This window comes from Stenotrophomonas sp. S4, from assembly GCF_054187805.2.
This window is the reverse complement of record NZ_CM196188.1, coordinates 523977-543491: the sequence shown is the minus strand read 5'-3', so window position 1 is coordinate 543491 and position 19515 is coordinate 523977. Positions and strand designations below refer to the sequence as shown.

At 68.2% G+C, this 19515-nt stretch carries 19 protein-coding genes; 10 read left to right on the top strand and 9 right to left on the bottom strand.

The window, feature by feature from the left end:
• Positions 1 to 90: 90 nt before the first annotated feature.
• Complete coding sequence (locus ACUZUJ_RS02435; protein WP_101764867.1) at positions 91 to 465, bottom strand: classical arabinogalactan protein 4; 375 nt, start codon at positions 463 to 465, stop codon at positions 91 to 93.
• 140 nt (positions 466 to 605) lie between these two features.
• Between ACUZUJ_RS02435 and msrB the strand changes: the two genes are divergently transcribed.
• From msrB to ACUZUJ_RS02410, 5 genes are all read left to right on the top strand, one after another.
• Positions 606 to 1073, top strand: a complete 468-nt coding sequence (gene msrB / locus ACUZUJ_RS02430; protein WP_005415117.1) for a peptide-methionine (R)-S-oxide reductase MsrB — start codon at positions 606 to 608, stop codon at positions 1071 to 1073.
• Positions 1074 to 1164: 91 nt separating this feature from the next.
• Positions 1165 to 2019 carry a flagellar motor stator protein MotA gene (gene motA, locus ACUZUJ_RS02425; RefSeq protein WP_005407915.1) on the top strand — a complete coding sequence of 285 codons (855 nt, stop codon included), beginning with the start codon at positions 1165 to 1167 and terminating at the stop codon, positions 2017 to 2019.
• 3 nt (positions 2020 to 2022) lie between these two features.
• Positions 2023 to 2961 carry a flagellar motor protein MotB gene (gene motB, locus ACUZUJ_RS02420; RefSeq protein ID WP_101764865.1) on the top strand — a complete coding sequence of 313 codons (939 nt, stop codon included), beginning with the start codon at positions 2023 to 2025 and terminating at the stop codon, positions 2959 to 2961.
• A 97-nt stretch (positions 2962 to 3058) separates the two neighbouring features.
• The gene (locus ACUZUJ_RS02415; RefSeq protein ID WP_014035836.1) at positions 3059 to 3547 is read left to right on the top strand and encodes a hypothetical protein; all 489 of its coding nucleotides are present in this window, start codon (positions 3059 to 3061) and stop codon (positions 3545 to 3547) included.
• A 13-nt stretch (positions 3548 to 3560) separates the two neighbouring features.
• Complete coding sequence (locus tag ACUZUJ_RS02410; protein WP_004153991.1) at positions 3561 to 3836, top strand: DUF4031 domain-containing protein; 276 nt, start codon at positions 3561 to 3563, stop codon at positions 3834 to 3836.
• A gap of 147 nt (positions 3837 to 3983) precedes the next feature.
• Here ACUZUJ_RS02410 and ACUZUJ_RS02405 read toward each other — a convergent pair whose 3' ends face one another.
• The gene (locus tag ACUZUJ_RS02405; RefSeq protein ID WP_075675476.1) at positions 3984 to 4526 is read right to left on the bottom strand and encodes a DUF6630 family protein; all 543 of its coding nucleotides are present in this window, start codon (positions 4524 to 4526) and stop codon (positions 3984 to 3986) included.
• 90 nt (positions 4527 to 4616) lie between these two features.
• Between ACUZUJ_RS02405 and ACUZUJ_RS02400 the strand changes: the two genes are divergently transcribed.
• A complete protein-coding gene (locus tag ACUZUJ_RS02400) occupies positions 4617 to 4865 on the top strand; it encodes a DUF3297 family protein (RefSeq protein WP_101766371.1) in 249 nt (82 codons plus the stop codon).
• Positions 4866 to 4946: 81 nt separating this feature from the next.
• On the opposite strand, the gene ACUZUJ_RS02395 is transcribed toward ACUZUJ_RS02400, so the two are convergent.
• From ACUZUJ_RS02395 to ACUZUJ_RS02385, 3 genes are all read right to left on the bottom strand, one after another.
• On the bottom strand, positions 4947 to 6596 hold the full coding sequence (locus tag ACUZUJ_RS02395; protein ID WP_014035832.1) for a Na+/H+ antiporter: 1650 nt from the start codon (positions 6594 to 6596) through the stop codon (positions 4947 to 4949).
• A 117-nt stretch (positions 6597 to 6713) separates the two neighbouring features.
• Positions 6714 to 7502, bottom strand: a complete 789-nt coding sequence (locus ACUZUJ_RS02390; protein WP_101764864.1) for a dioxygenase family protein — start codon at positions 7500 to 7502, stop codon at positions 6714 to 6716.
• Between the two features lie 31 nt (positions 7503 to 7533).
• Positions 7534 to 7944 carry a DoxX family protein gene (locus ACUZUJ_RS02385; protein WP_049424804.1) on the bottom strand — a complete coding sequence of 137 codons (411 nt, stop codon included), beginning with the start codon at positions 7942 to 7944 and terminating at the stop codon, positions 7534 to 7536.
• A gap of 96 nt (positions 7945 to 8040) precedes the next feature.
• Between ACUZUJ_RS02385 and ACUZUJ_RS02380 the strand changes: the two genes are divergently transcribed.
• Entirely contained in the window at positions 8041 to 8922 is an 882-nt protein-coding gene (locus tag ACUZUJ_RS02380; protein WP_101764863.1) for a LysR family transcriptional regulator, read from the top strand.
• 95 nt (positions 8923 to 9017) lie between these two features.
• Here ACUZUJ_RS02380 and ACUZUJ_RS02375 read toward each other — a convergent pair whose 3' ends face one another.
• A complete protein-coding gene (locus ACUZUJ_RS02375) occupies positions 9018 to 12080 on the bottom strand; it encodes a bifunctional diguanylate cyclase/phosphodiesterase (protein WP_101764862.1) in 3063 nt (1020 codons plus the stop codon).
• 176 nt (positions 12081 to 12256) lie between these two features.
• Between ACUZUJ_RS02375 and ACUZUJ_RS02370 the strand changes: the two genes are divergently transcribed.
• Positions 12257 to 14368, top strand: a complete 2112-nt coding sequence (locus tag ACUZUJ_RS02370) for a M13 family metallopeptidase (protein WP_014035827.1) — start codon at positions 12257 to 12259, stop codon at positions 14366 to 14368.
• A gap of 76 nt (positions 14369 to 14444) precedes the next feature.
• Here the strand turns inward: ACUZUJ_RS02370 and ACUZUJ_RS02365 are convergent, their stop codons facing one another.
• Both ACUZUJ_RS02365 and ACUZUJ_RS02360 read right to left on the bottom strand, forming a co-directional pair.
• Positions 14445 to 15617: an MFS transporter gene (locus ACUZUJ_RS02365; protein ID WP_101764860.1), complete on the bottom strand. Its 1173-nt coding sequence runs from the start codon at positions 15615 to 15617 to the stop codon at positions 14445 to 14447.
• Entirely contained in the window at positions 15614 to 16828 is a 1215-nt protein-coding gene (locus ACUZUJ_RS02360) for an MFS transporter (protein ID WP_101764859.1), read from the bottom strand. The genes ACUZUJ_RS02365 and ACUZUJ_RS02360 overlap by 4 nt, the downstream gene beginning before the upstream one ends.
• A gap of 133 nt (positions 16829 to 16961) precedes the next feature.
• Here ACUZUJ_RS02360 and ACUZUJ_RS02355 point away from each other — a divergent pair, with 133 nt between their 5' ends.
• Complete coding sequence (locus tag ACUZUJ_RS02355; RefSeq protein ID WP_101764858.1) at positions 16962 to 17549, top strand: TetR/AcrR family transcriptional regulator; 588 nt, start codon at positions 16962 to 16964, stop codon at positions 17547 to 17549.
• 109 nt (positions 17550 to 17658) lie between these two features.
• On the opposite strand, the gene ACUZUJ_RS02350 is transcribed toward ACUZUJ_RS02355, so the two are convergent.
• Positions 17659 to 18588, bottom strand: coding sequence for an oxygenase MpaB family protein (locus ACUZUJ_RS02350; RefSeq protein WP_101764857.1), 930 nt, complete (start codon positions 18586 to 18588; stop codon positions 17659 to 17661).
• A 309-nt stretch (positions 18589 to 18897) separates the two neighbouring features.
• On the opposite strand from ACUZUJ_RS02350, the gene ACUZUJ_RS02345 reads away from it, so the two are divergent.
• Complete coding sequence (locus ACUZUJ_RS02345) at positions 18898 to 19512, top strand: hypothetical protein (RefSeq protein WP_014035825.1); 615 nt, start codon at positions 18898 to 18900, stop codon at positions 19510 to 19512.
• Positions 19513 to 19515: the final 3 nt, after the last annotated feature.

Genomic DNA, 19515 nt, shown 5'->3' with positions numbered 1-19515 from the left:
GGCGAAAAAGCAGTGATTGGCAGGAAGCCGTTTTCGTGCGTTCAGCCCGCACGGCGCGCAGTCGCTGCCAACCTTGCCTGGCACCCGAGGTCAGCGCTTGATCTGCTGGCCGTCGCCGGCCGGCACGCTGTCGTAATAGCGGCCGGTGCGTGAATCGAACACGCGGTTGGGGCCGGCCGGGCGCACGCCAGGCACGATGCGGCCATTGCGGTCATAGACCTTGTCGGCCGGCTTCGGCGCCGGGGTGGGTGCGATCGGGGCCGGACCGGTGGATTTGATCGGTTGCGCCGGCTGCGGCGACGGCAACACCTGCGGCTGCGGGCGGGCGGCCTGCGGCGGCGGTACCACCGGCGCCGGTGCCACGGTGGTCGCACTGCGGGTGGCGGTGGGGTCGGCGGTAGGCACCTGGGCCAGCGCCAATGCGGGCAACAGGGCCATCAACAGCAGGGGAAGGGTCGGTTTCATGGCACGCTCCGGCGTGGATCACATTCACCTTGCGCCTGTACCTGTGTGCCGCCCATGAACGGCCGTCACACTTGCAAGCGCGCGCCGGCACCCCCACGTTTTCCGGCATCCCCAGGCCATCGACCCCACGGAGAGCCGGCATGACTGCCTTCGACCTGACGCCCCCCACCGCCACCCAGACCGAGGCGCTGATTGCCGGCCTCAGCAGCGAAGAGCGCCGCGTGCTGCTGCAGCACGGCACCGAAGCGCCATTCTGCGGGGTGTTCCTCGACAACAAGCGCGAGGGCGTCTACTGCTGCCGGCTGTGTGCGCTGCCGCTGTTCCGCTCCAGCACCAAGTTCGATTCCGGTACCGGCTGGCCCAGCTTCTTCGCCCCGTTCGACCCGGCGCACGTGCGCGAGATCCGCGATACCAGCCATGGCATGGTGCGCACCGAGATCACCTGCGCGCGCTGCGGCAGCCACTTGGGCCATGTGTTCCCGGACGGCCCGCCGCCCACCTACGAGCGCCACTGCCTGAACTCCGTCTCACTTTCGTTCACCGGCAATGGCGAGCCCTGGCCCGACCCGTTGCAGCGTGGCGGCGCAGAAAGCGGCGTGGCGGGCTGAAACACCCCGCTGACCGATTTCACAGAATTCCCTCTTCAGAAAACCGGGCGACGGGCCGACAAGGAGATATCCCCTCTCCTTGCGTCGCCCCATGCTCATCATCGTTGGATTCCTGGTCGTCATCATCAGCGTGATCGGGGGCTACCTCGGTGCCCACGGCCGCCTGGGTGCCCTCTGGCAGCCCTACGAACTGGTCATCATCGGCGGCGCCGCGCTCGGCGCCTTCCTGGTCGGCACCCCGGCCAAGACGGTCAAGCAGACCCTGCAGGCCATGGTCGGCGTGTTCAAGGGCCCGCGCTACAAGCAGCAGGACTACATCGATGTCCTCAGCCTGCTCTATGAACTGCTCAATAAGGCCCGCCGCGAAGGCTTCATGGCGCTGGAAGACCATGTGGAGCGCCCGGCCGAGAGCGCGCTGTTCGGCAACTACCCCAAGGTGCAGGCCGATCACCACCTGATCGACTTCATCACCGACTGCCTGCGCCTGATGATCGGCAGCAACATCGAGCCGCACGAGCTGGAGCCGCTGCTGGAACTGGAGCTGGAAAAGCACCATGCCGAGGCGATGGCACCGTCGCAGGTACTGACCAAGGTCGCCGACGGACTGCCCGGTTTCGGCATCGTCGCGGCGGTGCTCGGCATCGTCATCACCATGGGCTCGATCGGCGGCGACATCGTCGAGGTCGGTGGCCACGTGGCTGGCGCGCTGGTCGGTACCTTCCTCGGCATTCTGCTGGGCTACGGCTTCGTCGGCCCGATGGCGGCCGCGATGGAGGCCCGCGCCGAGCAGGACAGCCGCATCTACGAATCGGTCAAGACCGCCCTGCTGGCCTGCCTGCGCGGCTACAACCCGAAGATCGCGCTGGAGTTCGCCCGCAAGACGCTGCCGTCGAACGTGCGCCCGGCCTTCTCCGATTTCGAGCAGCACCTGAAGACGGTCAAGTAAGCCATGGCCGAGACCAAGCCCACCGTCATCGTCCGCCGGGTCAAGAAGACCGGCCACGCCGCCCATCATGGCGGCTCGTGGAAGGTGGCCTATGCCGACTTCGTGACCGCGATGATGGCGTTCTTCCTGGTGCTGTGGCTGATGGCCACGACCAACAAGAACGACCGTGCGGCCATTTCCGAGTACTTCCGCAACCCCAGCCCGCTGAGCGGGCAGAACGCCACGCCGGCGCCCGGCATGGCCGGCCCGGGCGGCGCCAGCACCTCGATGATCAAGCTGGGTGGTGCCACCGACATCTCGCGGGGCAGCAGCAACGATCCCTTCCAGAACCAGAAGGAAGCGGTGCCGCAGCCGGTGGACCAGCAGCAGCGCGACAAGCAGCAGCTGGAAGCACTGATGAAGGAACTGCAGGAAGCGATCAGCAAGAGCCAGGCACTGGAGCCGTTCAAGGACCAGCTGCTGCTGGACCTGACCCCGGAAGGCCTGCGCATCCAGATCGTGGACAAGCAGAACCGGCCGATGTTCGACCTCGGCAGCGCCACGCTGAAGCCGTACACGCAGCAGATCCTGCACGAGCTGGCCAACTACCTGAACCACGTGCCGAACCGGATCAGCCTGACCGGCCACACCGACATCACCGCCTATTCGGCTGCGCGCGGCTACGGCAACTGGGAACTGAGCGCCGATCGTGCCAACGCCGCACGCCGCGCGCTGGTGGACGGCGGCCTGGAGGACAGCAAGATTACCCGCGTGGTCGGCCTATCTTCGTCGGTGCTGTTCGACAAGGCCGACCCGCAGAACCCGATCAACCGCCGCATCAGCATCGTGGTGATGACCCAGGCCGCCGAAGCAGCCGCCCTGGCCGGTGCCGGCCCGCAGGTGGGGCTGTCGGCCCCCGCCGCCGACCCGGACGTGCAGGCCGCGCAGGGGCCGGCGCGCTGAATCGGGGTCAGATCCCTTTCCATGGGAAAGGGATCTGACCCCACCTGCACGCGGCCGCTACAATGGCGGTCTTTCCGTTTCCAGGTGACCCCACCCCATGTCCCAGAACTCCAAGGCCAAGCGCGACAAGCGCAAGAAGCAGCAGGCCAAGCGCCCGTTCCTCCGCCTGAACGCCCAGCAGCAGGTGCAGAACCATGCCGTGCTGACCAACGAAGACGGCCAGGTGGTTGCGGCCATCGGCCTGCAGGGCCGTGAGTGGCTGCTGGCCATCGGCGGCCAGACCATGGGCAACGCCGAGAATCCGGTGCCGATGCTGGCCATGCTCAAGCACCTGGCCAACGTGCAGGAGAAGGAAGGCCGCAAGGTCAACCTGGAATACTCCGAACTGCTGCAGAAGCTGCTGGACACCCTGGCCGCCGAATCCGAGCAGACCGCTGACGAGTACCTGGACAAGCTGGTCGCCGAGTTCGAAGGCGTCGACGCTGCAGAGGGCGAGGAAGGCGAAGCCGCCGAGGGCGACGTGGCCGAAGACGCCGCTGCCGAGGCCACCCCGGCCGCTGACAGCGACAGCAAGCCGCAGGCCTGAACCGGCCGCGGCGGTGACGGTCTACGTCGATGACGCGGTGCATCCCTGGCGCGGACAGCGCTGGGCGCACCTGATGGCCGACACCCTGGCCGAGCTGCACGCGATGGCGGCGCAGCTCGGCATTCCCCCGCGGGCCTTCCAGAACAAGGCCAGCGGCGCCCACTACGATGTCACTGCCGAGCTGCGCGCGCAGGCGATCGCGCTCGGTGCGCGGGCGATTTCCCGGCACGCCGACCGCGAGCTGGTCAAAGCAGTGATCGCCAACGCCAGGGCGCAATACCGGCCGTAGGCAGGCGTGGGTGGCTACCGCTTGCTGTGCTGGGTGGGGCTACCACTTGCTGTGGTGGGTGCGGACCTTGGTCCGCACATCAGGCACAGGGCATGCCGAGCAAGGTTGGCATCCCCCATAGGCGGGCTCCGCACCCACCTGCCCTGCTCAGAACGGGTCGCTGCCCAGCCGGATTTCCACGTTCAGCAGCGAGCACAGCGCCAGCATCGCGTCGTCGTCGCGGGTCAGCGCCATCACGCCGGTGAAGCCGTCGCTGCCGGCATCCACGCTCCACAGCGTGTAGTTGTGCTCGCGCAGGCGGTCGAAGGCGGTGGACATCAGCTGCACGCCGTCCAGGTCTTCGGTGAAGTCCTCGTCGTCCAGGTCGCCGCCCCAGTCCAGCTGCAGGTTGAAGCGTGCCGACAGCTCGTTCACCGCCGACTGCAGCGATTCCAGGTCGTCACGCTCGACCTCGAAACCGGACTGCCAGGCAATGGCCGTGAACAGCGCCGGCAGCCAGTCGCTGTCCGCTTCCAGCGGCTGCCCGTCCTCGGACAGGTGCTCGCGCCAGCGGTTGAACTGCTGCAGGGCCAGCTCTTCGTCGCCCGGGTTGATCAGCACCAGCAGGTTCCAGACCCGCGCCTCGAAGCCCTCCTCGTCGAAGTCGTGGATGTCTTCCTCGAAGTCGAAATAGTCGCTGTTGTCGGGCATGGCGGAACTTCCTCTGGGGCAGGCCGGCATTCTACGGTTTATCCTGTGCCGCTGAAGCCGGCCTTGGTGGCCGTCACTGTGAATGAAGCGATGAGCGATACCCCTCCCGACCACCTGGCGATCAACCCGGCCAGCCCCTTCCATGATGCGCAGGCGCTGGAGCGCGGCGTCGGTGTGCGTTTCAACGACGTCGAGCGCGACAACGTCGAGGAATACTCGATCAGCGAAGGCTGGATCCGCGTGCAGGCCGGCAAGGCCCGCGACCGCCGCGGCAACCCGATGACCATCAAGGTCAAGGGCAAGGTCGAGGCGTATTTCCTGGAAACGAAGCCGGAATAAGCACGGCTCCCGGATCCTGGGGTCAGGTCCCTTTCCTGCGGGAAGGGATCTGACGCCGATCGACGGCGCCCAACCGCAGCGTCACTCGCGCTTGCGCGATTCCAGCAGGTCCAGGTTGCGGATCAGGCGCCGCGAGATCTCGTCGGAAATCACCCCGCGCCGGGTCAGCCGGAACAGTTCCTCGCGCTCGGCATTCAGGCCCGCGCTGCGCAGCTGGCGGTAACCCAGTTCCATGCGCCGCACTTTCTCCGGGTCCACGTCGGGCCCGTCGTTGTCCTTCTCCAGGTGCCGCTGGTACAGCAGGCTCACCCGCGAGGCAGCATCGTTGTACAGCTGCACGTTCTCGGTGTTCTGGTTCATCACCAGCTGCTGGCGCATGCGTTCGACCCCGGCCAGCGCAGCCTTGGAGGACAGCTTGCGTGCCAGGTCCTCTTCCTTGCGCTCGCCCGAATCGGCTGGCAGCTGCAGGCCCTTCAGCAGCTGCGGCAGCGCCACGCTGGCGCCGATCAGCGAGAACAGGATCACCGCCGCGGCCAGGAAGATCACCAGGTCGCGCGCCGGGAACGCACTGCCATCGGGCAGGAACAGCGGCAGCGTCAACACACCGGCCAGGGTGATCGCGCCGCGCACGCCGGCCACCGAAGTCGCCACCACGATGCGCCAGTTCGGTGCCTCGCCCCGCTCCAGGCCACGCCGACGCGCGCGCAGCAGGTTCCAGCGCAGCGACAGCCATACCCACAACAGGCGCAAGGTAATCAACGCCAGGTTGATCACCACCACGTACACCACCAGCCACCACGCACTCTGGTGGCCGGACTCGTTCATGGTGGTGGTGGCGCGTTCTACGATGCCCGGCAGCTGCTCGCCCAGCAGCACGAACATGATGCCGTTGAAGCTGAACTGCAGCATGTTCCAGACCCCCGCACGCTGCACGCGCATGCTGCCGGAGACACGGCCGGTCAGCTCGACGTAGCTCATCGCGATACCGGCGGCGACTGCGGCGAGGATGCCCGAGGCATGGATTTCTTCGGCCAGCAGATAGGCCGCGAACGGGATCAGCAGGTTGACCAGCATCGCGGCACCCGGCTCTTCGCCGAAGCGGCGCCACAACCAGCGCTGGAACGTGGACACGCCGAGGGTGACCGCCACGCCCACGGCAAGGCCAGCCACCGCCACCCACAGGAAGGTCAGCGAGGCCGTGGCCAGCGAGAAGGAGCCGGTCATCACCGCCGCCACCGCGAAACGGAAGCAGACCAGGCCGGACGCATCGTTGAGCAGCGACTCGCCTTCCAGGATGTGCATCAGCCGCTTCGGGATCGGTGCCTTGGAGGCGATCGCCCCGACCGCCACCGGGTCGGTCGGCGACACGATGGCCGCCAGCGCGAAGCACACCGCCAACGGCATCACCGGAATCATCCAGTGGATCAGCAGGCCGGCACCGATCACGGTGAACACCACCAGGCCGAACGCCAGTTCGAGGATCGCGCCCTTGTCGCGGAACAGGCCCTGCTTGGGAATGCGCCAGCCATCCAGGAACAGCAGCGGTGGCAGGAACAGCAGGAAGAACACCTCCGGCTCCAGCGCATGGCCGCGGTTGAACACGCCGGCGATCACCGCGCCCAGGCCGATCTGCACCAGCGGCAGCGGCAACGAGAACGGGAGGACGCGAACCAGGTAGCCGCTGGCGACAACGGCCACCAGCATCGCCAGGACGACTTCAATGGTATGCATGCTTCTTCCAGGAAGCGGCGCGCGGGGAGGCTCGAGGGCCAGCGCCGGAAACCCGGAAAAAACTACCACATGCGGCCATGACCGCGACGGCCGGGGCCGTCGCGCGTCAGCCCCGGCTCATGCCCCGTCGAAGCGGTACAGATCCATGGCGAGGAAGCCAGCATCGATGCCGGCGTCGATGCGGCGTGCACCGAAGCCGCCCTCGCCGGCCGCGCCCATCGCGAAGAACAGCGGCAGCAGGTGCTCGTCGGTCGGGTGCGCACGTTCGGCGAACGGCGCCTGCCGGCGGTAATCGAGCAGGGCCTGGCGGTCGTCGGCGGCCAGGCGCTGCTCCACCCACTCGATGAAGGGCCGCACGTACGGCGCTTCCTTGCCGTCCTGGTAGTCGCCCCAGTCGTGCAGGTTGTGGGTGATGCTGCCCGAGCCGACCAGCAGCACGCCCTGCTCGCGCAGCGGTGCCAGCGCGCGGCCCAGCGCGAACTGGTGCTCGGGGCCGAGCAGCGGCTGGATCGACAGCGGTACCACCGGGATGTCGGCCTGCGGGCGCAGCAGCCGCAGCGGCACCCACGCGCCATGGTCGAGGCCACGCTGCGGGTCGAGTGCCACCGGCAGGCCGGCGGCGGCGATGCGGCCGGCCACCTCTTCGGCCAGCGCCGGATCACCCGGCGCCGGGTACTGCAGTTCGAACAGCGCGCGCGGGAAGCCACCGAAGTCGTGGATGGTGGGCGGCTGCGGATGCGCGCCGACCAGCGGCTGCCGGCCCAGCCAGTGCGCCGAGGCCATCACGATGGCGCGCGGCGTCGGCAGGTCGCGCGCCAGCTCGGCCAGGCGCACGCCGACCTGGCCCGGCTGCAGGGCGGTCATCGGCGAACCATGGGAGATGTACAGCGAAGGCAGGCGGGACATGGAATTCTCCAGTTGCAGGGTCAGGCGGCGATCAGCGCGAACGCAGGGTCCACTTGCCGTCGCCGACCAGGAACAGCACCACCAGCGCCAGTGCCCAGAACGCCGGGTATTCCCAGCCGCCGCCGGCATTGGCGAAACCGAAGCCGTTGGCACCATGCACGGTGACGATGGTGCCCAGCAGCAGCGGCACGCCGACCAGGCCCACCCAGCGCGCGTAGATACCCAGCAGGAGCGCGACGGTGATCACCAGCTCCACGCCGATGGTGAGGTAGCCGAGCACGCCGGGCAGCCCCAGCGACTCGAAGAACGCCGCCGTGCCGGCCGGGGTGAATACCAGCAGCTTGATCAGCGCATGCACCAGGAACAGCACACCCAGGGCCAGGCGCAGCAGGGTGGCGCCGTACGGGGCCAGCGGCGAAACAGGAGCGGTCGTGGTGTGCATGGGGAAACACCTTGAAGGGAGTGGGCACAGGTTATTGCGCCTTCGCGAGCCAATAAATACGATGGATTGACCGTATTTATTTCAAAAGGCGCAACAATGGACACCCTCGAGGCGATGCGCGTGTTCGTGGCGGTGGTCGAGCGCAACGGCTTCAGTGCCGCCGCCCAGGCCCTGGACATGTCCACCGCCGGCGTCACCCGCCAGGTCGCCGCGCTGGAAAAGCGCCTGTCCACCCGCCTGCTCCACCGCACCACGCGCCGGGTCAGCCCGACCAGTGCCGGCGCCGCCTACTACGCCCAGTGCGTGCGCCTGCTGGCCGAGTTCGATGCACTGGAAGCCAGCATCGGTGCGCAGGCGCTGGAGCCTTCCGGCACGCTGCGCATCAACGCACCGGTCAGCTGGGGCATCGCCCGCCTCGGCCCGCTGCTGGCCAGCTACCGCGAACGCTACCCGCAGGTGGAACTGGACCTGGCCCTGTCCGACCGCCTGGTGGACATGGTCGAGGAAGGCTACGACGTGGCCATCCGCATCACCCGCGAGCCCGGCCCCACCCTGATCGCGCGTCGCCTGGGAGAGTCGCGGGTGAGCCTGTGCGCCGCGCCGGCCTACCTGGCCGCACGCGGTACGCCACAGACGCCGCAGGAGCTGCAGGCACACGCCTGCCTGAGCTACAGCTACTGGGCCGCCGGTGACCACTGGCCGCTGCAGGGGCCGGGCGGCGAAGTGAAGGTCTCGGTGAGCAGCCTGCTGCATGCCAACAACGGCGACGTGCTGCGCGAAGCGGCGATCGCCGGCATGGGCGTGATCCTGCAGCCCGACTTCCTGCTGGAAGACGCGCTGGCCGATGGCCGCCTGGTGCGTGTCCTGCCCGAGTGGGAGGCCTCGCCGATCGGCATCTTCGCGGTCTATACCAGCCGCAACCACCTGGCACCGAAGGTGCGCAGTTTCATCGACCATCTGGTGGAAGCCGGGGTATAGCCGAGTCTGGCGCCTGCCGGTAGTGCCGGCCGCTGGCCGGCAATCCGACACATCCCGGTCCTGGGCGAATGCCGGCCAGCGGCCGGCACTACCACTTAGGCGGCCACTTCATCCAGCGCGTCGATGATCCGTTCCAGCGGCGCCGGTCGCCCCAACAGGTAGCCCTGCACCTGGTCGCAGCCGTGCGCAGCCAGCCAGTCCAGCTGCCCCGGCGTTTCCACGCCCTCGGCGATGATGGTCAGGCCCATGCTGTGGCCCAGTGACAGCAGCGCACGGCAGATCGAGGCATTGCGTGGATTGGTTTCCACGTCAGCGACGAAGCTGCGGTCGATCTTCAGGATGTCCAGCGGCAGGTGCTGCAGGTAGGACATGCTGGAATAGCCGGTGCCGAAATCATCCAGCGACACACTGATGCCCTGCTCGTGCAGGCGCTGCATGGTCTGCATCGCCTGCGCCGGCTTGCGCATCAGGCTGCTCTCGGTCAGCTCCACGTGCAGCGCACCGCGGGCCAGGCCGAAGTCCTGCTGGGCGCGGGTGAACTCGGCCACCAGGTCGCTGTTGAAGAACTGCACCGCCGATACATTGACCGCGATCGGCAGCTCACCCCAACCGGCCTCGACCAACCGGCGCTGCGCCTTCGCCGCCGCGCGGATCACCCAGCGGCCCAGCGCCAGGATCAGCCCGGTGTCCTCGCATAGTTGGATGAACTCGTTGGGCGGAATGAAGCTGCCGTCGGCCTGTGGCCAGCGCAGCAACGCTTCCAAGGCCGCCGGGCTGCCATCGCTGGCATGCCGGATCGGCTGGAAATACAGCTGGAACTCGTTGTCGATGGCGGCGTGGATGCGCCCGGCCAGGCGCAGCCGGTCGGCCAGCCGCGTGGTCACCGCCGCATCGAACCAGACCACCACGTTGCCTTCGGCGCGTGCCGCGTGCGCGGCCTGCGCGGCCATGCCGATCACCTGCTCGGCGCTGTGGCCGTCACCGGCGATGTGCACGGCCACACCGATGCGTGGTTCGAACTGGTGCAGCGAATCCTTGCCGCGCATCGGCGCCGACACGATCTGCAGCAGGTCGTCCAGCACGCGCTGGGTATCGTGCTCGGCACCGATGGCGAACACGAAGTCCTCCGCCGGCTGGAATGCCAACGTGCCACAGCGCGCGCCCAGGCCACCGAGCCGGGTCGCCATCGACTGCAGCACCGCATCGCCGATCTCGCGGCCCAGCGTATCGGCCACCAGCTGCAGGCCGCGCAGCTGCACGAAAGCGATGGTGTAGCCCTCCTGCTGCTCGTCCAGCTGCTCGGTCAAGGCGCGCACGTTGAGCAGGCCGGTGGCCGGGTTGTGCCGTGCCTGGTAGGCCAGGTCACGCTCGTAGGCCAACCGTTCGCTGACATCCTCGGCCAGCACCAGGCACGCGGGCTGTCCGTCGAAATCGAGCCTGGACAGGTGGGCGCGCACTTCGAACACGCTGCCGTCCTTGCGCCGGTGCAGGCGCACGGTGGCGTCCTGCAGCTCGCCGACGCGGGCCTTGGCGATCGCCCCCTTCACCTCATCCCAGCCTTCGCGCGGGCGGATGTCGAGGATGCTCATCGCCAGGAACTCGTCGCGGCTGTAGCCGTACTGGCGCACCGCCGCATCGTTGACCTCGATGAAGCGCAGCGTGTCCGGGTCGAACACCCAGAACGGCGCCGGGTTGCGGTCGAACAGCAGGCGGAAGCGGCGTTCCACCTCGCTCACCTGTTCGCGGGCCTGGTAGCGCTCACTCAGGTCGGTCAGCGCACCGATCATGCGCCGCTCGCTGTCGGCCACTTCCACCCGCTGCCCACGCGCGCCCACCCAGCGCACCTCGCCCCCGGGCAGTACCAGGCGGAACACCTGGTCGAGCACGGCGCTGCCGGCGAAGGCCTGGTCAAAGGCCTGCTGCAGGCGCGCGGCATCATCGCGATGCACGCGTGCAAAGAAATCGGCAACCGGCAGGGCATCGGTCTGCACCCCGAAGATCTCGCGCGCCAGCGGTGACCAGCGCAGCAGTGCGGCGTCCTCGTCAACGTACCAGGTACAGACGCGCCCGACCTGGTGTGCAAGGCGCAGCTCGGCGTGGCCTGCCTTCAGCTCCTCGGCCATCGCCTGCTGGCTGCGGGTGCTGCGGCGCACCGCGTACAGCAGCACCAGCAACACCGCGATGTAGGCCAGTACGATCGCCACTGACGCCTGCAGGTACGGCCACCACGGCGCCAGTACGTCTTCGTCGGCCAAGCCGACCTGCACCGCCAGCGGGCTGCGTTCCAGCGTGCTGATGGTGATGATGCGCGGCACGCCGTCGACGGCGCCGGGCAGGCTGCCCAGCTCGACCACCGCCTGCTTGCCGAGCAGGTCACGGCGCGGCAGATCATAGCGGCGACCCACCGTGCCGTGCGGATCGGGCACGCGGGCCAGCATGTAGCCCTCGGCATCGCTGATCGAGACCAGTCCGTTGGGGCCGACATCGAGGCCACCGACGATGCGCTGCAGTTCGCCACAGCGCAGCCGCGCCAGCAGCCAGCGGTCGCCGGCCATCGGCAACGCCAGCGGGACCACCCAGCCGCCATCACTGGCCCGCTGCGGCGGGCCGATATACAGCGCGCTGCCCTGGCCGCGGCGCTGCGGGTCGGTCCACAGCGGCAGCTGCAGGTCGCCCTTGCCGGCCGTCAGCGGTCGGCCATAGCTGTCGAGCACGACGATGCTGTGCAGCTCGGCATGCCGGCGCAGCACGCCGCCGATGGAGGCATCCAGCAAGGCCGGCGCCTGTGCCGGCACGCTGCGGAACAGTTCGGCGGCGTCGGCGGCGATGCCGGACATGGCCCGTTCCAGGTTGCGCAGCTCCAGCGCCAGCAGGCGCTCGCTGCCCACCGCCAGCGCACGGCTCTGCCGCTGCGCCGCTTCCAGGCGGCGGTGGTGGTCATTGACCAGCATGGTGGTCAGGCCGGCCACCAGCAGCACGCCCAGCAGCACGCCGCCCCAGGTGATGGCGCGCAGCGGCCGGGCCAACGCCCGTTTCAGCGCGGGCATCGGTTGATCTTCCTTGTGCAGTCGGCTGGCTTCATGCGCGAACGAATCCTCCACGTCCCCGACCTCAACGGCCGGCGGACGCCATTCTTGACGCCTGACCCCGTCCTGCATGGCCACCTCCCCGTGTCCGCGCAGGGCTCCAGGGTCCAGCATGCACCACCCCGGTGACGGCGTGAAGATCGCGTCTGCGCGTTCAGCCAGATCCTGCACAGGGCGGGCCGCCCAGGGGGGCGGCCAGTGGCGCTGGAGCGGATTAGACTTGGGGTTTTCCGCTGCAAGAGAAGTCCATGTCCAAGCTGCGCCGTCCCACCCTGGCGCTGGCCATCGTTGCCAGCCTGTCCCTGGCCGCCTGTGACCGCCCGGCCGACCCGGCCGCCGGTGCCACCGCGCCGGCCGATGCCGCCCCCGCTGCGGCCAAGCCGATGCTGGGCAGTTTCGGCTTCGATGCCAGCGGCATGGACCGCAGCATCGCCGCCGGCGATGATTTCTTCGGCTTCGCCAACGGCACCTGGGTGAAGAACACCGAGATTCCGGCCGATCGTTCGCGCTTCGGCAGCTTCAACGTCATCGCCGAGAAGACCCTGGCCGATACCCGCGCGATCCTCGAAGGCGCCGCCGGCAACACCCAGGCCAGCGGTGACGACAAGCTGATCGGCGATTACTACGCCGCCTACATGGACGAAGCCGGCATCGAGCAGCACGGTCTTGCGCCGGTGCAGCCGCAGCTGAAGGCCATCGATGCGATCGCCGACAAGGCCGGGCTGGCCCGTGCCCTGGGTGGCGACCTGCGCGCCGACGTCGACCTGCTCAACGCCACCAACTTCTACACCGACCGCCTGTTCGGCCTGTGGGTGTCGGTGGACATGCTGCAGCCGGACCGCACCGCGCCGTACCTGGTGCAGGGCGGCCTGGGCATGCCCGATCGTGATTTCTACCTGGGCGATGGCCGCATGGCCGAACTGCGCAAGCAGTACCAGGCCTACATCGCGCAGATGCTGCAGCTGGCCGGCGTCGCCGATCCGGCGGGCAAGGCGCAACGCATCCTCGCGCTGGAAACGAAGATCGCGCAGGCGCACGCCACCCAGGAAGAAACCAACGACGTGACCAAGGGTGCCAATCCGTGGACCCAGGCCGACTTCGCTGCGAAGGCACCGGGCATGGACTGGAACGCTTTCCTCGACGCAGCCGCGCTGGGTAACCAGCAGGACTTCATCGTGTGGCAGCCCAAGGCCGTGGCCGGCCTGTCCAGGCTGGTCGCCACCGAGCCGCTGGACGCCTGGAAGGACTACCTGGCCTTCCACGCGCTGGATCGTGCCGCCGCCTACCTGCCGAAGAAGTTCGCCGATGCCCGCTTCGCCTTCCACGGCACCGCGCTGAGCGGCACGCCGCAGCAGAGCGACCGCTGGAAGCGCGCGGTGGACGATGCCAACCATGCGGTCGGCGAAGCGATCGGCAAGCGCTACGTCGAGAAGCACTTCGATGCGAAGACCAAGGAGCGTGCGGACGAGATGGCGAAGAACATCATCGCCGCCTTCGCCAAGCGCATCGATGCACTGTCGTGGATGTCGCCGCAGACCAAGGCGCATGCCAAGGCCAAGGTCAACGGCCTGACCGTGGGCATGGGCTATCCGGAAAAGTGGCGCGACTACACCGGCCTTGAGATCCGCCGTGATGATCCGCTGGGCAATGCACAGCGCGCCGAGCTGTTCGAGTATCAGCGCAACATCGCCAAGCTGGGCAAGCCGGTCGACCACAGCGAGTGGGCGATGCTGCCGCAGACCATCAATGCGATGAACGTGCCGCTGGAAAACCGCCTGGTGTTCCCGGCTGCGATCCTGCAGCCGCCGTTCTTCGACGGTGCGGCCGACGACGCGGTGAACTACGGTGCGATCGGCGCGGTGATCGGCCACGAGATCAGCCACGGCTTCGACAACGCCGGCGCCCTGTTCGACGAGACCGGCAAGCTGCACAACTGGTGGACTGCCGAGGACCTGAAGCAGTTCAATGCTGCCGGTGATGCGCTGGCCGCGCAGTTCAGCAGCTACGAGCCGTTCCCCGGCGTGCACGTGAACGGCAAGCTGACCCTGGGCGAGAACATCGCCGACGTGGCCGGCCTGGGTACCGCCTACGACGCTTACCAGCTGTCGCTGCAGGGCAAGCCGGGCCAGACCCTGGAAGGCTTCACCCCGGATCAGCGCTTCTTCCTCGGCTTCGCCCAGGCGTGGCGCAGCAAGAGCCGCGAGCAGGCGCTGCGCAATTCGCTGCTGACCGATGTGCATGCACCCGGCCAGTTCCGCGCATTGACCGTGCGCAACATCGACGCCTGGTACCCGGCGTTCGAAGTGAAGGAAGGCCAGAAGCTGTACCTGGCCCCGGACAAGCGGGTCAAGGTGTGGTGATGTAACCGGAACGGGCGCCGCAAGGCGCCCGTTTCATTTCCGGGTAGCGGCCAACCTTGGTTGGCACTGCGTGGATCTACCGACGCGTTGTGGCAATCACCAGCGTGGCGACCATGGCAAGCCCGGCCGCTGCCCACAGATTCGCATGCTGGCCCACGCCATCGAGCAGCCGGCCACCGCCCCATGCACCCAGTGCGATGCCGATGTTGAACACCGCGACATACAACGCCGTGGCGATCTCCACGGCCTGCGGCGCCGCCTTCATCATCCAGCTCATCAGGCCCACCGATACGCCGCCGTAGGCCAGGCCCCACAGCAACAGCACCGCAATGCCACCGGCCGGCGTGCCACCCAGCCACAGGAACAACAGCGGCGTCAGCAGCAGGCCCGATGCGATCGCCAGCAACGTGCCACGTGGATGCCGCGCGGCCATCGGCCCGGCAATGAAGTTGCCAGCGATGCCGGCCAGGCCATAGGCGAACAGCAATGCACCGATCCACGACGCATCCACGCTGGAGGCGGATGTCAGCAACGGCCGCACATAGGTGAAGGCGATGAAGTGCCCGGCCACCAGCAGCAGGGTCAGCCACAGGCCCCGCTGCAGGCTGCGATGTCCGAGCTGCTGCACGAACTGGCCTGGCCGCACCGACGAGGTGACCGGCAACGCCGGAACAACGCGCAGATGCAGCAGCATCACGGCCGCGCTGAACAGCGCCATCGCCGCAAACGCGCAGCGCCAGCCCAGTGCATCGCCGATCAGCGCGCCCATGGGCACGCCCAGCACGGATGCCGCCGCCACGCCACCGAAGATGATCGAGGTGGCCAGGCCGATACGGTGCGCAGGTGCCAGCCGCGCTGCCAGCCCACCGGCGATGGCCCAGATGCCGCCCATGCAGAACCCCACCAGTACGCGCGCGGCCAGCAACCAGCCGATGCCCGGTGCCAGCGCCGAAGCGATATTGGCGACCAGCAGCAGGCCCAGCAGCGTGCACAGGATGCGACGGCGATCGATGCCACCGGCCGCGATCACCACCAGCGGTGCGAACAGCGCCGCCAGCAGGGCCGGCAGCGAGATCATCAGCCCGGCGGTGCCGTTGGAGGCGCCGAGATCGTCGGCGATAGGGGTCAGCAGGCCCACCGGCAGCATTTCGGTGGTGACCACCGAGAACGTGGCGAGGCCGACAGCGGACACCGCCCACCAAGAATGGCGGGGCACAGGCGCGGCATGCGCAGGCGATGAAGCGCTCACGGGATGATTCCTTCAGGGGATGTGGATGCAGCAGACGGGTGCAGTGCACGTTGCGCGAGCACGGCGAACAGCAGCACGCCACCGCCTGCCACCAGCGCAACGACAAAGCCGCTGCGCACGCCACCGGCGTCGATGCTCTGTCCGGACAGCGCAGCCCCCAGCGCCACACCGATGTTCAGTCCGGCCAACAACCAGGTCATGCCTTCGGTAAGACGCGTTTCGGGCACGCGCTGTTCGACCAGCGACATCGCCACGATCATCGTCGGCGCGAAGAACGCCCCGGCCAGCAGCACCGCCACGGCCAGCGCCGGCAGGCTGCCGACCCACAGCAGCGGCAGCGTGGTCAGCGCGGTGGCTGCAGCGCCCAGCAGCAACAGCCGCTGCAACGGCACCTGCAGCTTCAGCGCACCGAACAGCAGGCCCGCCGCACAGCTGCCCAGCGCATAGGCCGACAGCACGACGCTGGCGGCAAGCGGCTGCCCCCGCTGTTCGGCGAAGGCCACGCTGGTGATGTCGACAGTGCCGACGATCACGCCCATTGCCAGCATCAGCAACGCGAGCAGCCGGATCTCCGCTTGCCGCAGCAGTGAGCGCGAGGGCGTTGAACCTTCGCCGTTCTGCAGCGGCGGTTCGGTGCCACGCTGCAGCACCAGCGCAGCCACGCCTACCACCAGCAGCAGGGCGGCCGCCAGCACGCCGGCCTGCGGCCATACCGCCACCGACAACCCGACCGACAACGGCGGGCCGGCAATGAAGGTGACCTCGTCGAACACGGTCTCCAGCGAGTACGCGGTCTGCAGTTGCGGGCGACCGCGGTGGATCGCGGTCCAGCGCGCGCGCACCATCGCCGACACGCTGGGCATGCAGCCGGCCAACATCGCTGCGACGAACAGCATCCAGTCCGGCGCGGCCAGCAGCGTGCACGCGAGCAGCAACAGCAGGCCGGCCGCACTGGCCGCCGTGGCCCACGGCAGCACCCTGCGCTGCCCACGCCGGTCGACCCAGCGCGATACCTGCGGCGACAGCAGTGCGTAGGTCAGCACGAAGGTGGCCGACACCGCACCGGCCAACGCGTAGCTGCCGCGCAACTGCGACAGCAGGGTGATGATGCCGATGCCGGTCATCGGCAGCGGCAGGCGTGCCAACAGGCCCGCGAGGGCAAGGCCAGCGGTGCCGGGGGCGGCGAACAGGTCGCGGTAGGGGGTAGCCATCGAATTCTCCAGGGCAGCGGCTTGCCTGGCGCACGCGGCGCCACGACAATACATACAGAGCGTATGAATAAGAGGCTACATTCATACGCACCGTATGTAAATAATCATGCACCGCGTATGTAAGGAGCTCCGGATGGTCCGCCGCACCCGCGCCGAGATGGAAGAAACCCGCGCCAGCCTGCTAACCACCGCCCGCCGGGTGTTCAGTGAGCATGGCTATGCCGCGACCTCGATGGATGACCTGACCGCCCAGGCCGGTCTGACCCGGGGTGCGCTTTACCACCACTTCGGCGACAAGAAGGGCCTGCTGGCGGCCGTGGTCGCGCAGCTCGACGCCGAGATCGACCTGCGCCTGCAGGCGATCAGCGACGGCGCAGACGATGCCTGGGACGGCTTCGTGCAACGCTGCCGCACCTACCTGGAATTGGCGCTGGAACCGGAGATCCAGCGCATCGTGCTGCGCGACGCGCGCGCGGTGCTCGGTGGCGCCTCACCGGAATCGCAGCGCCACTGCGTGCACTCGATGCAGCAGTTGATCGAACAGTTGATCGCGCAGGGCGTGGTGGCAGCGGTGGATGCGCAGGCACTGGCGTCGCTGATCTACGGCAGCCTGGCCGAAGCCGCGTTCTGGATCGCCGAGGGCGAAGACGGTGGTGCGCGCCTGCGGCGGGCGACGGCAGCGCTGGAGATGTTGTTGCGTGGGTTGAAGGTCGCCGGGTAACGCCCATCCACGCATGGCGTGGATCTACTGCGGAATCCGCTCTGGTAGATGCCAACCCTGGTTGGCGCTTCTGTGGCATCGCGAAGTGCGTGCCAACCAAGGTTGGCACCTACCAGGCAACCGCGGGCCACTCGCGCAACACCGCCACCGGCACGCCCATGCGCGCGCAGGCGCGGCTGGCCAGGCCATCGGGTAGCGCCCGGCGGAACAGCGGCGCCATGCCCTGCATCAGCTTCGCCGACGCCGCCGCCTGCGCGCGCTGGCGCGCACTGCGTTCAAGCATGCCTTCGGCCCAGTCCGGCAGCAGTGCCGCGCCCGCACCCAGGAACACTTCGCGCGACAGCCCCGGCACCGGTACCGGCAGGCGCACCCCGGACAGCACCTCCAGCACCTCGCGCGAGCGTTCGTCGACGCGCAGCTCCGGCTGCCGCGCACAGAAGTACGCCGCCACTTCCGCTTCGCTGCGCGGCACGTCCACCGCGCCCAGCGCCTCGGCCACGCAGCGGTATTCGTCGTAGTAGCGATCGGCGATGTGCGCCGGCACCTCGCGTCCGTAGCGGCGGAAGCCCTGCAGGAACCCGAACGCCTCGGTCACATGCACCCAGGTCAGCAGCTGCGGATCATCGGCGGCGTAGGGTTCGCCCTGCGCGGTCTGCCCGAGGATCTGCGCATGGATGCGGCGCACCTTGGCCACCAGCGCCTCCACCTCGCCGCTGGGCGCATAGCTGGTGCCGGCCACGAAGGCCGTGGTGCGGCGCAGGCGACCCACCAGGTCCTGGCGGAAATTGGAGTGGTCATAGACCCCGGCCAGCGCGCGCGGGTGCAGGGTCTGCAGCATCAGCGCGCAGAGGCCACCGGCGAGCATCGAGGGGAATTCGGCATGCAGCCGCCAGGTGACGCTGTCCGGGCCGAACCAGCCCGGATCGCCCTGCGGATGGTCGTAGTCGATGCCGCTCTGGCCACGCGGGAAGGCCTCCAGTACCCAGCGCCGGATCGGCGCGGTGACGGGGCGGGAGAGTCGCTGCAGCAGAGCCGGCATCGCAGGTCCAGGAAAGGCGGAAGAACGGCCGCAGGTTGCGCGGTCGCCCCCGATTCTGGGCGATCACGACGGCGGCGGCGAGTCTCCGCGCTCAGCCACGGTTCCATGTGCGGCCGCAGCACGTTTCACCCTGCGACATCCTGTCGCAGGCTGCGACCACGATGCTGCGCCGCACCAAGATTCACCCATTCAGACAAAACCCTTACGCCGCTTGGCATTGCGCCCATTGCACGGCTCGCTGGAAGTGCTAGAACTGAACCCGCCACACCGTCCAACGCTGATCGACGCACGTTCCACAAGGAGCCAGCCATGATTGCTTTGTTCAAGGGTTTGGGACTACTGCTTCGCGACAACGAGCTCTACAGCAGCCCGTTCGAAAAACAGGTCGCGCACTGGCGCAGCCTCAGCGAGCAGCAGATCCGCGATGAAGTGGCTGTGCTGGCCCAGGCCAAGTGCCAATGGCTGATCGCCTCGATCGTCGGCTGGCAGGCGGCCTCGCTGCTGATCCTCGGCCTGATCACCAACTACCTGTGGCGCGACGACTACCACATCACCTTCACCCGCGTGGTCGTGGTGTTCGGTTCGTGGATCTCGATCCTGTTCGTGATCTGGTTCATGGCCAACATGTTCGACCGCACCGCCGGTTTCGAGCGCTGGATGAAGGCCTTCAACAGCCGCGCCCGCATCAGCTCCAAGGCTGACAGCGTCGAGCACGTGGCCGAGGCGCTGGACCTGGCCGAGCACTACCCGGAAGTGCTGGACTACAAGCAGGCGGTTACCGCCAAGCGCGAACTGCGCCACGAGGACATCCGCATCATGACCGAGATCGGGCGGATGAAGCAGCACTCCGAACTGGTCGGCCGCCTCAACCATGTGGGCGAGACCGAACACCACCATGACCTGACGCTGCAACCTGCCTACTGACCC

Coding starts and splice junctions, on each gene's coding strand:
- ACUZUJ_RS02435 (WP_101764867.1), bottom strand. CDS start 465: ATGAAACCGACCCTTCCCCTGCTGTTGATGGCCCTGTTGCCCGCATTG.
- msrB (WP_005415117.1), top strand. CDS start 606: ATGACTGCCTTCGACCTGACGCCCCCCACCGCCACCCAGACCGAGGCG.
- motA (WP_005407915.1), top strand. CDS start 1,165: ATGCTCATCATCGTTGGATTCCTGGTCGTCATCATCAGCGTGATCGGG.
- motB (WP_101764865.1), top strand. CDS start 2,023: ATGGCCGAGACCAAGCCCACCGTCATCGTCCGCCGGGTCAAGAAGACC.
- ACUZUJ_RS02415 (WP_014035836.1), top strand. CDS start 3,059: ATGTCCCAGAACTCCAAGGCCAAGCGCGACAAGCGCAAGAAGCAGCAG.
- ACUZUJ_RS02405 (WP_075675476.1), bottom strand. CDS start 4,526: ATGCCCGACAACAGCGACTATTTCGACTTCGAGGAAGACATCCACGAC.
- ACUZUJ_RS02400 (WP_101766371.1), top strand. CDS start 4,617: ATGAGCGATACCCCTCCCGACCACCTGGCGATCAACCCGGCCAGCCCC.
- ACUZUJ_RS02395 (WP_014035832.1), bottom strand. CDS start 6,596: ATGCATACCATTGAAGTCGTCCTGGCGATGCTGGTGGCCGTTGTCGCC.
- ACUZUJ_RS02390 (WP_101764864.1), bottom strand. CDS start 7,502: ATGTCCCGCCTGCCTTCGCTGTACATCTCCCATGGTTCGCCGATGACC.
- ACUZUJ_RS02385 (WP_049424804.1), bottom strand. CDS start 7,944: ATGCACACCACGACCGCTCCTGTTTCGCCGCTGGCCCCGTACGGCGCC.
- ACUZUJ_RS02380 (WP_101764863.1), top strand. CDS start 8,041: ATGGACACCCTCGAGGCGATGCGCGTGTTCGTGGCGGTGGTCGAGCGC.
- ACUZUJ_RS02375 (WP_101764862.1), bottom strand. CDS start 12,080: ATGCAGGACGGGGTCAGGCGTCAAGAATGGCGTCCGCCGGCCGTTGAG.
- ACUZUJ_RS02370 (WP_014035827.1), top strand. CDS start 12,257: ATGTCCAAGCTGCGCCGTCCCACCCTGGCGCTGGCCATCGTTGCCAGC.
- ACUZUJ_RS02360 (WP_101764859.1), bottom strand. CDS start 16,828: ATGGCTACCCCCTACCGCGACCTGTTCGCCGCCCCCGGCACCGCTGGC.
- ACUZUJ_RS02355 (WP_101764858.1), top strand. CDS start 16,962: ATGGTCCGCCGCACCCGCGCCGAGATGGAAGAAACCCGCGCCAGCCTG.
- ACUZUJ_RS02350 (WP_101764857.1), bottom strand. CDS start 18,588: ATGCCGGCTCTGCTGCAGCGACTCTCCCGCCCCGTCACCGCGCCGATC.
- ACUZUJ_RS02345 (WP_014035825.1), top strand. CDS start 18,898: ATGATTGCTTTGTTCAAGGGTTTGGGACTACTGCTTCGCGACAACGAG.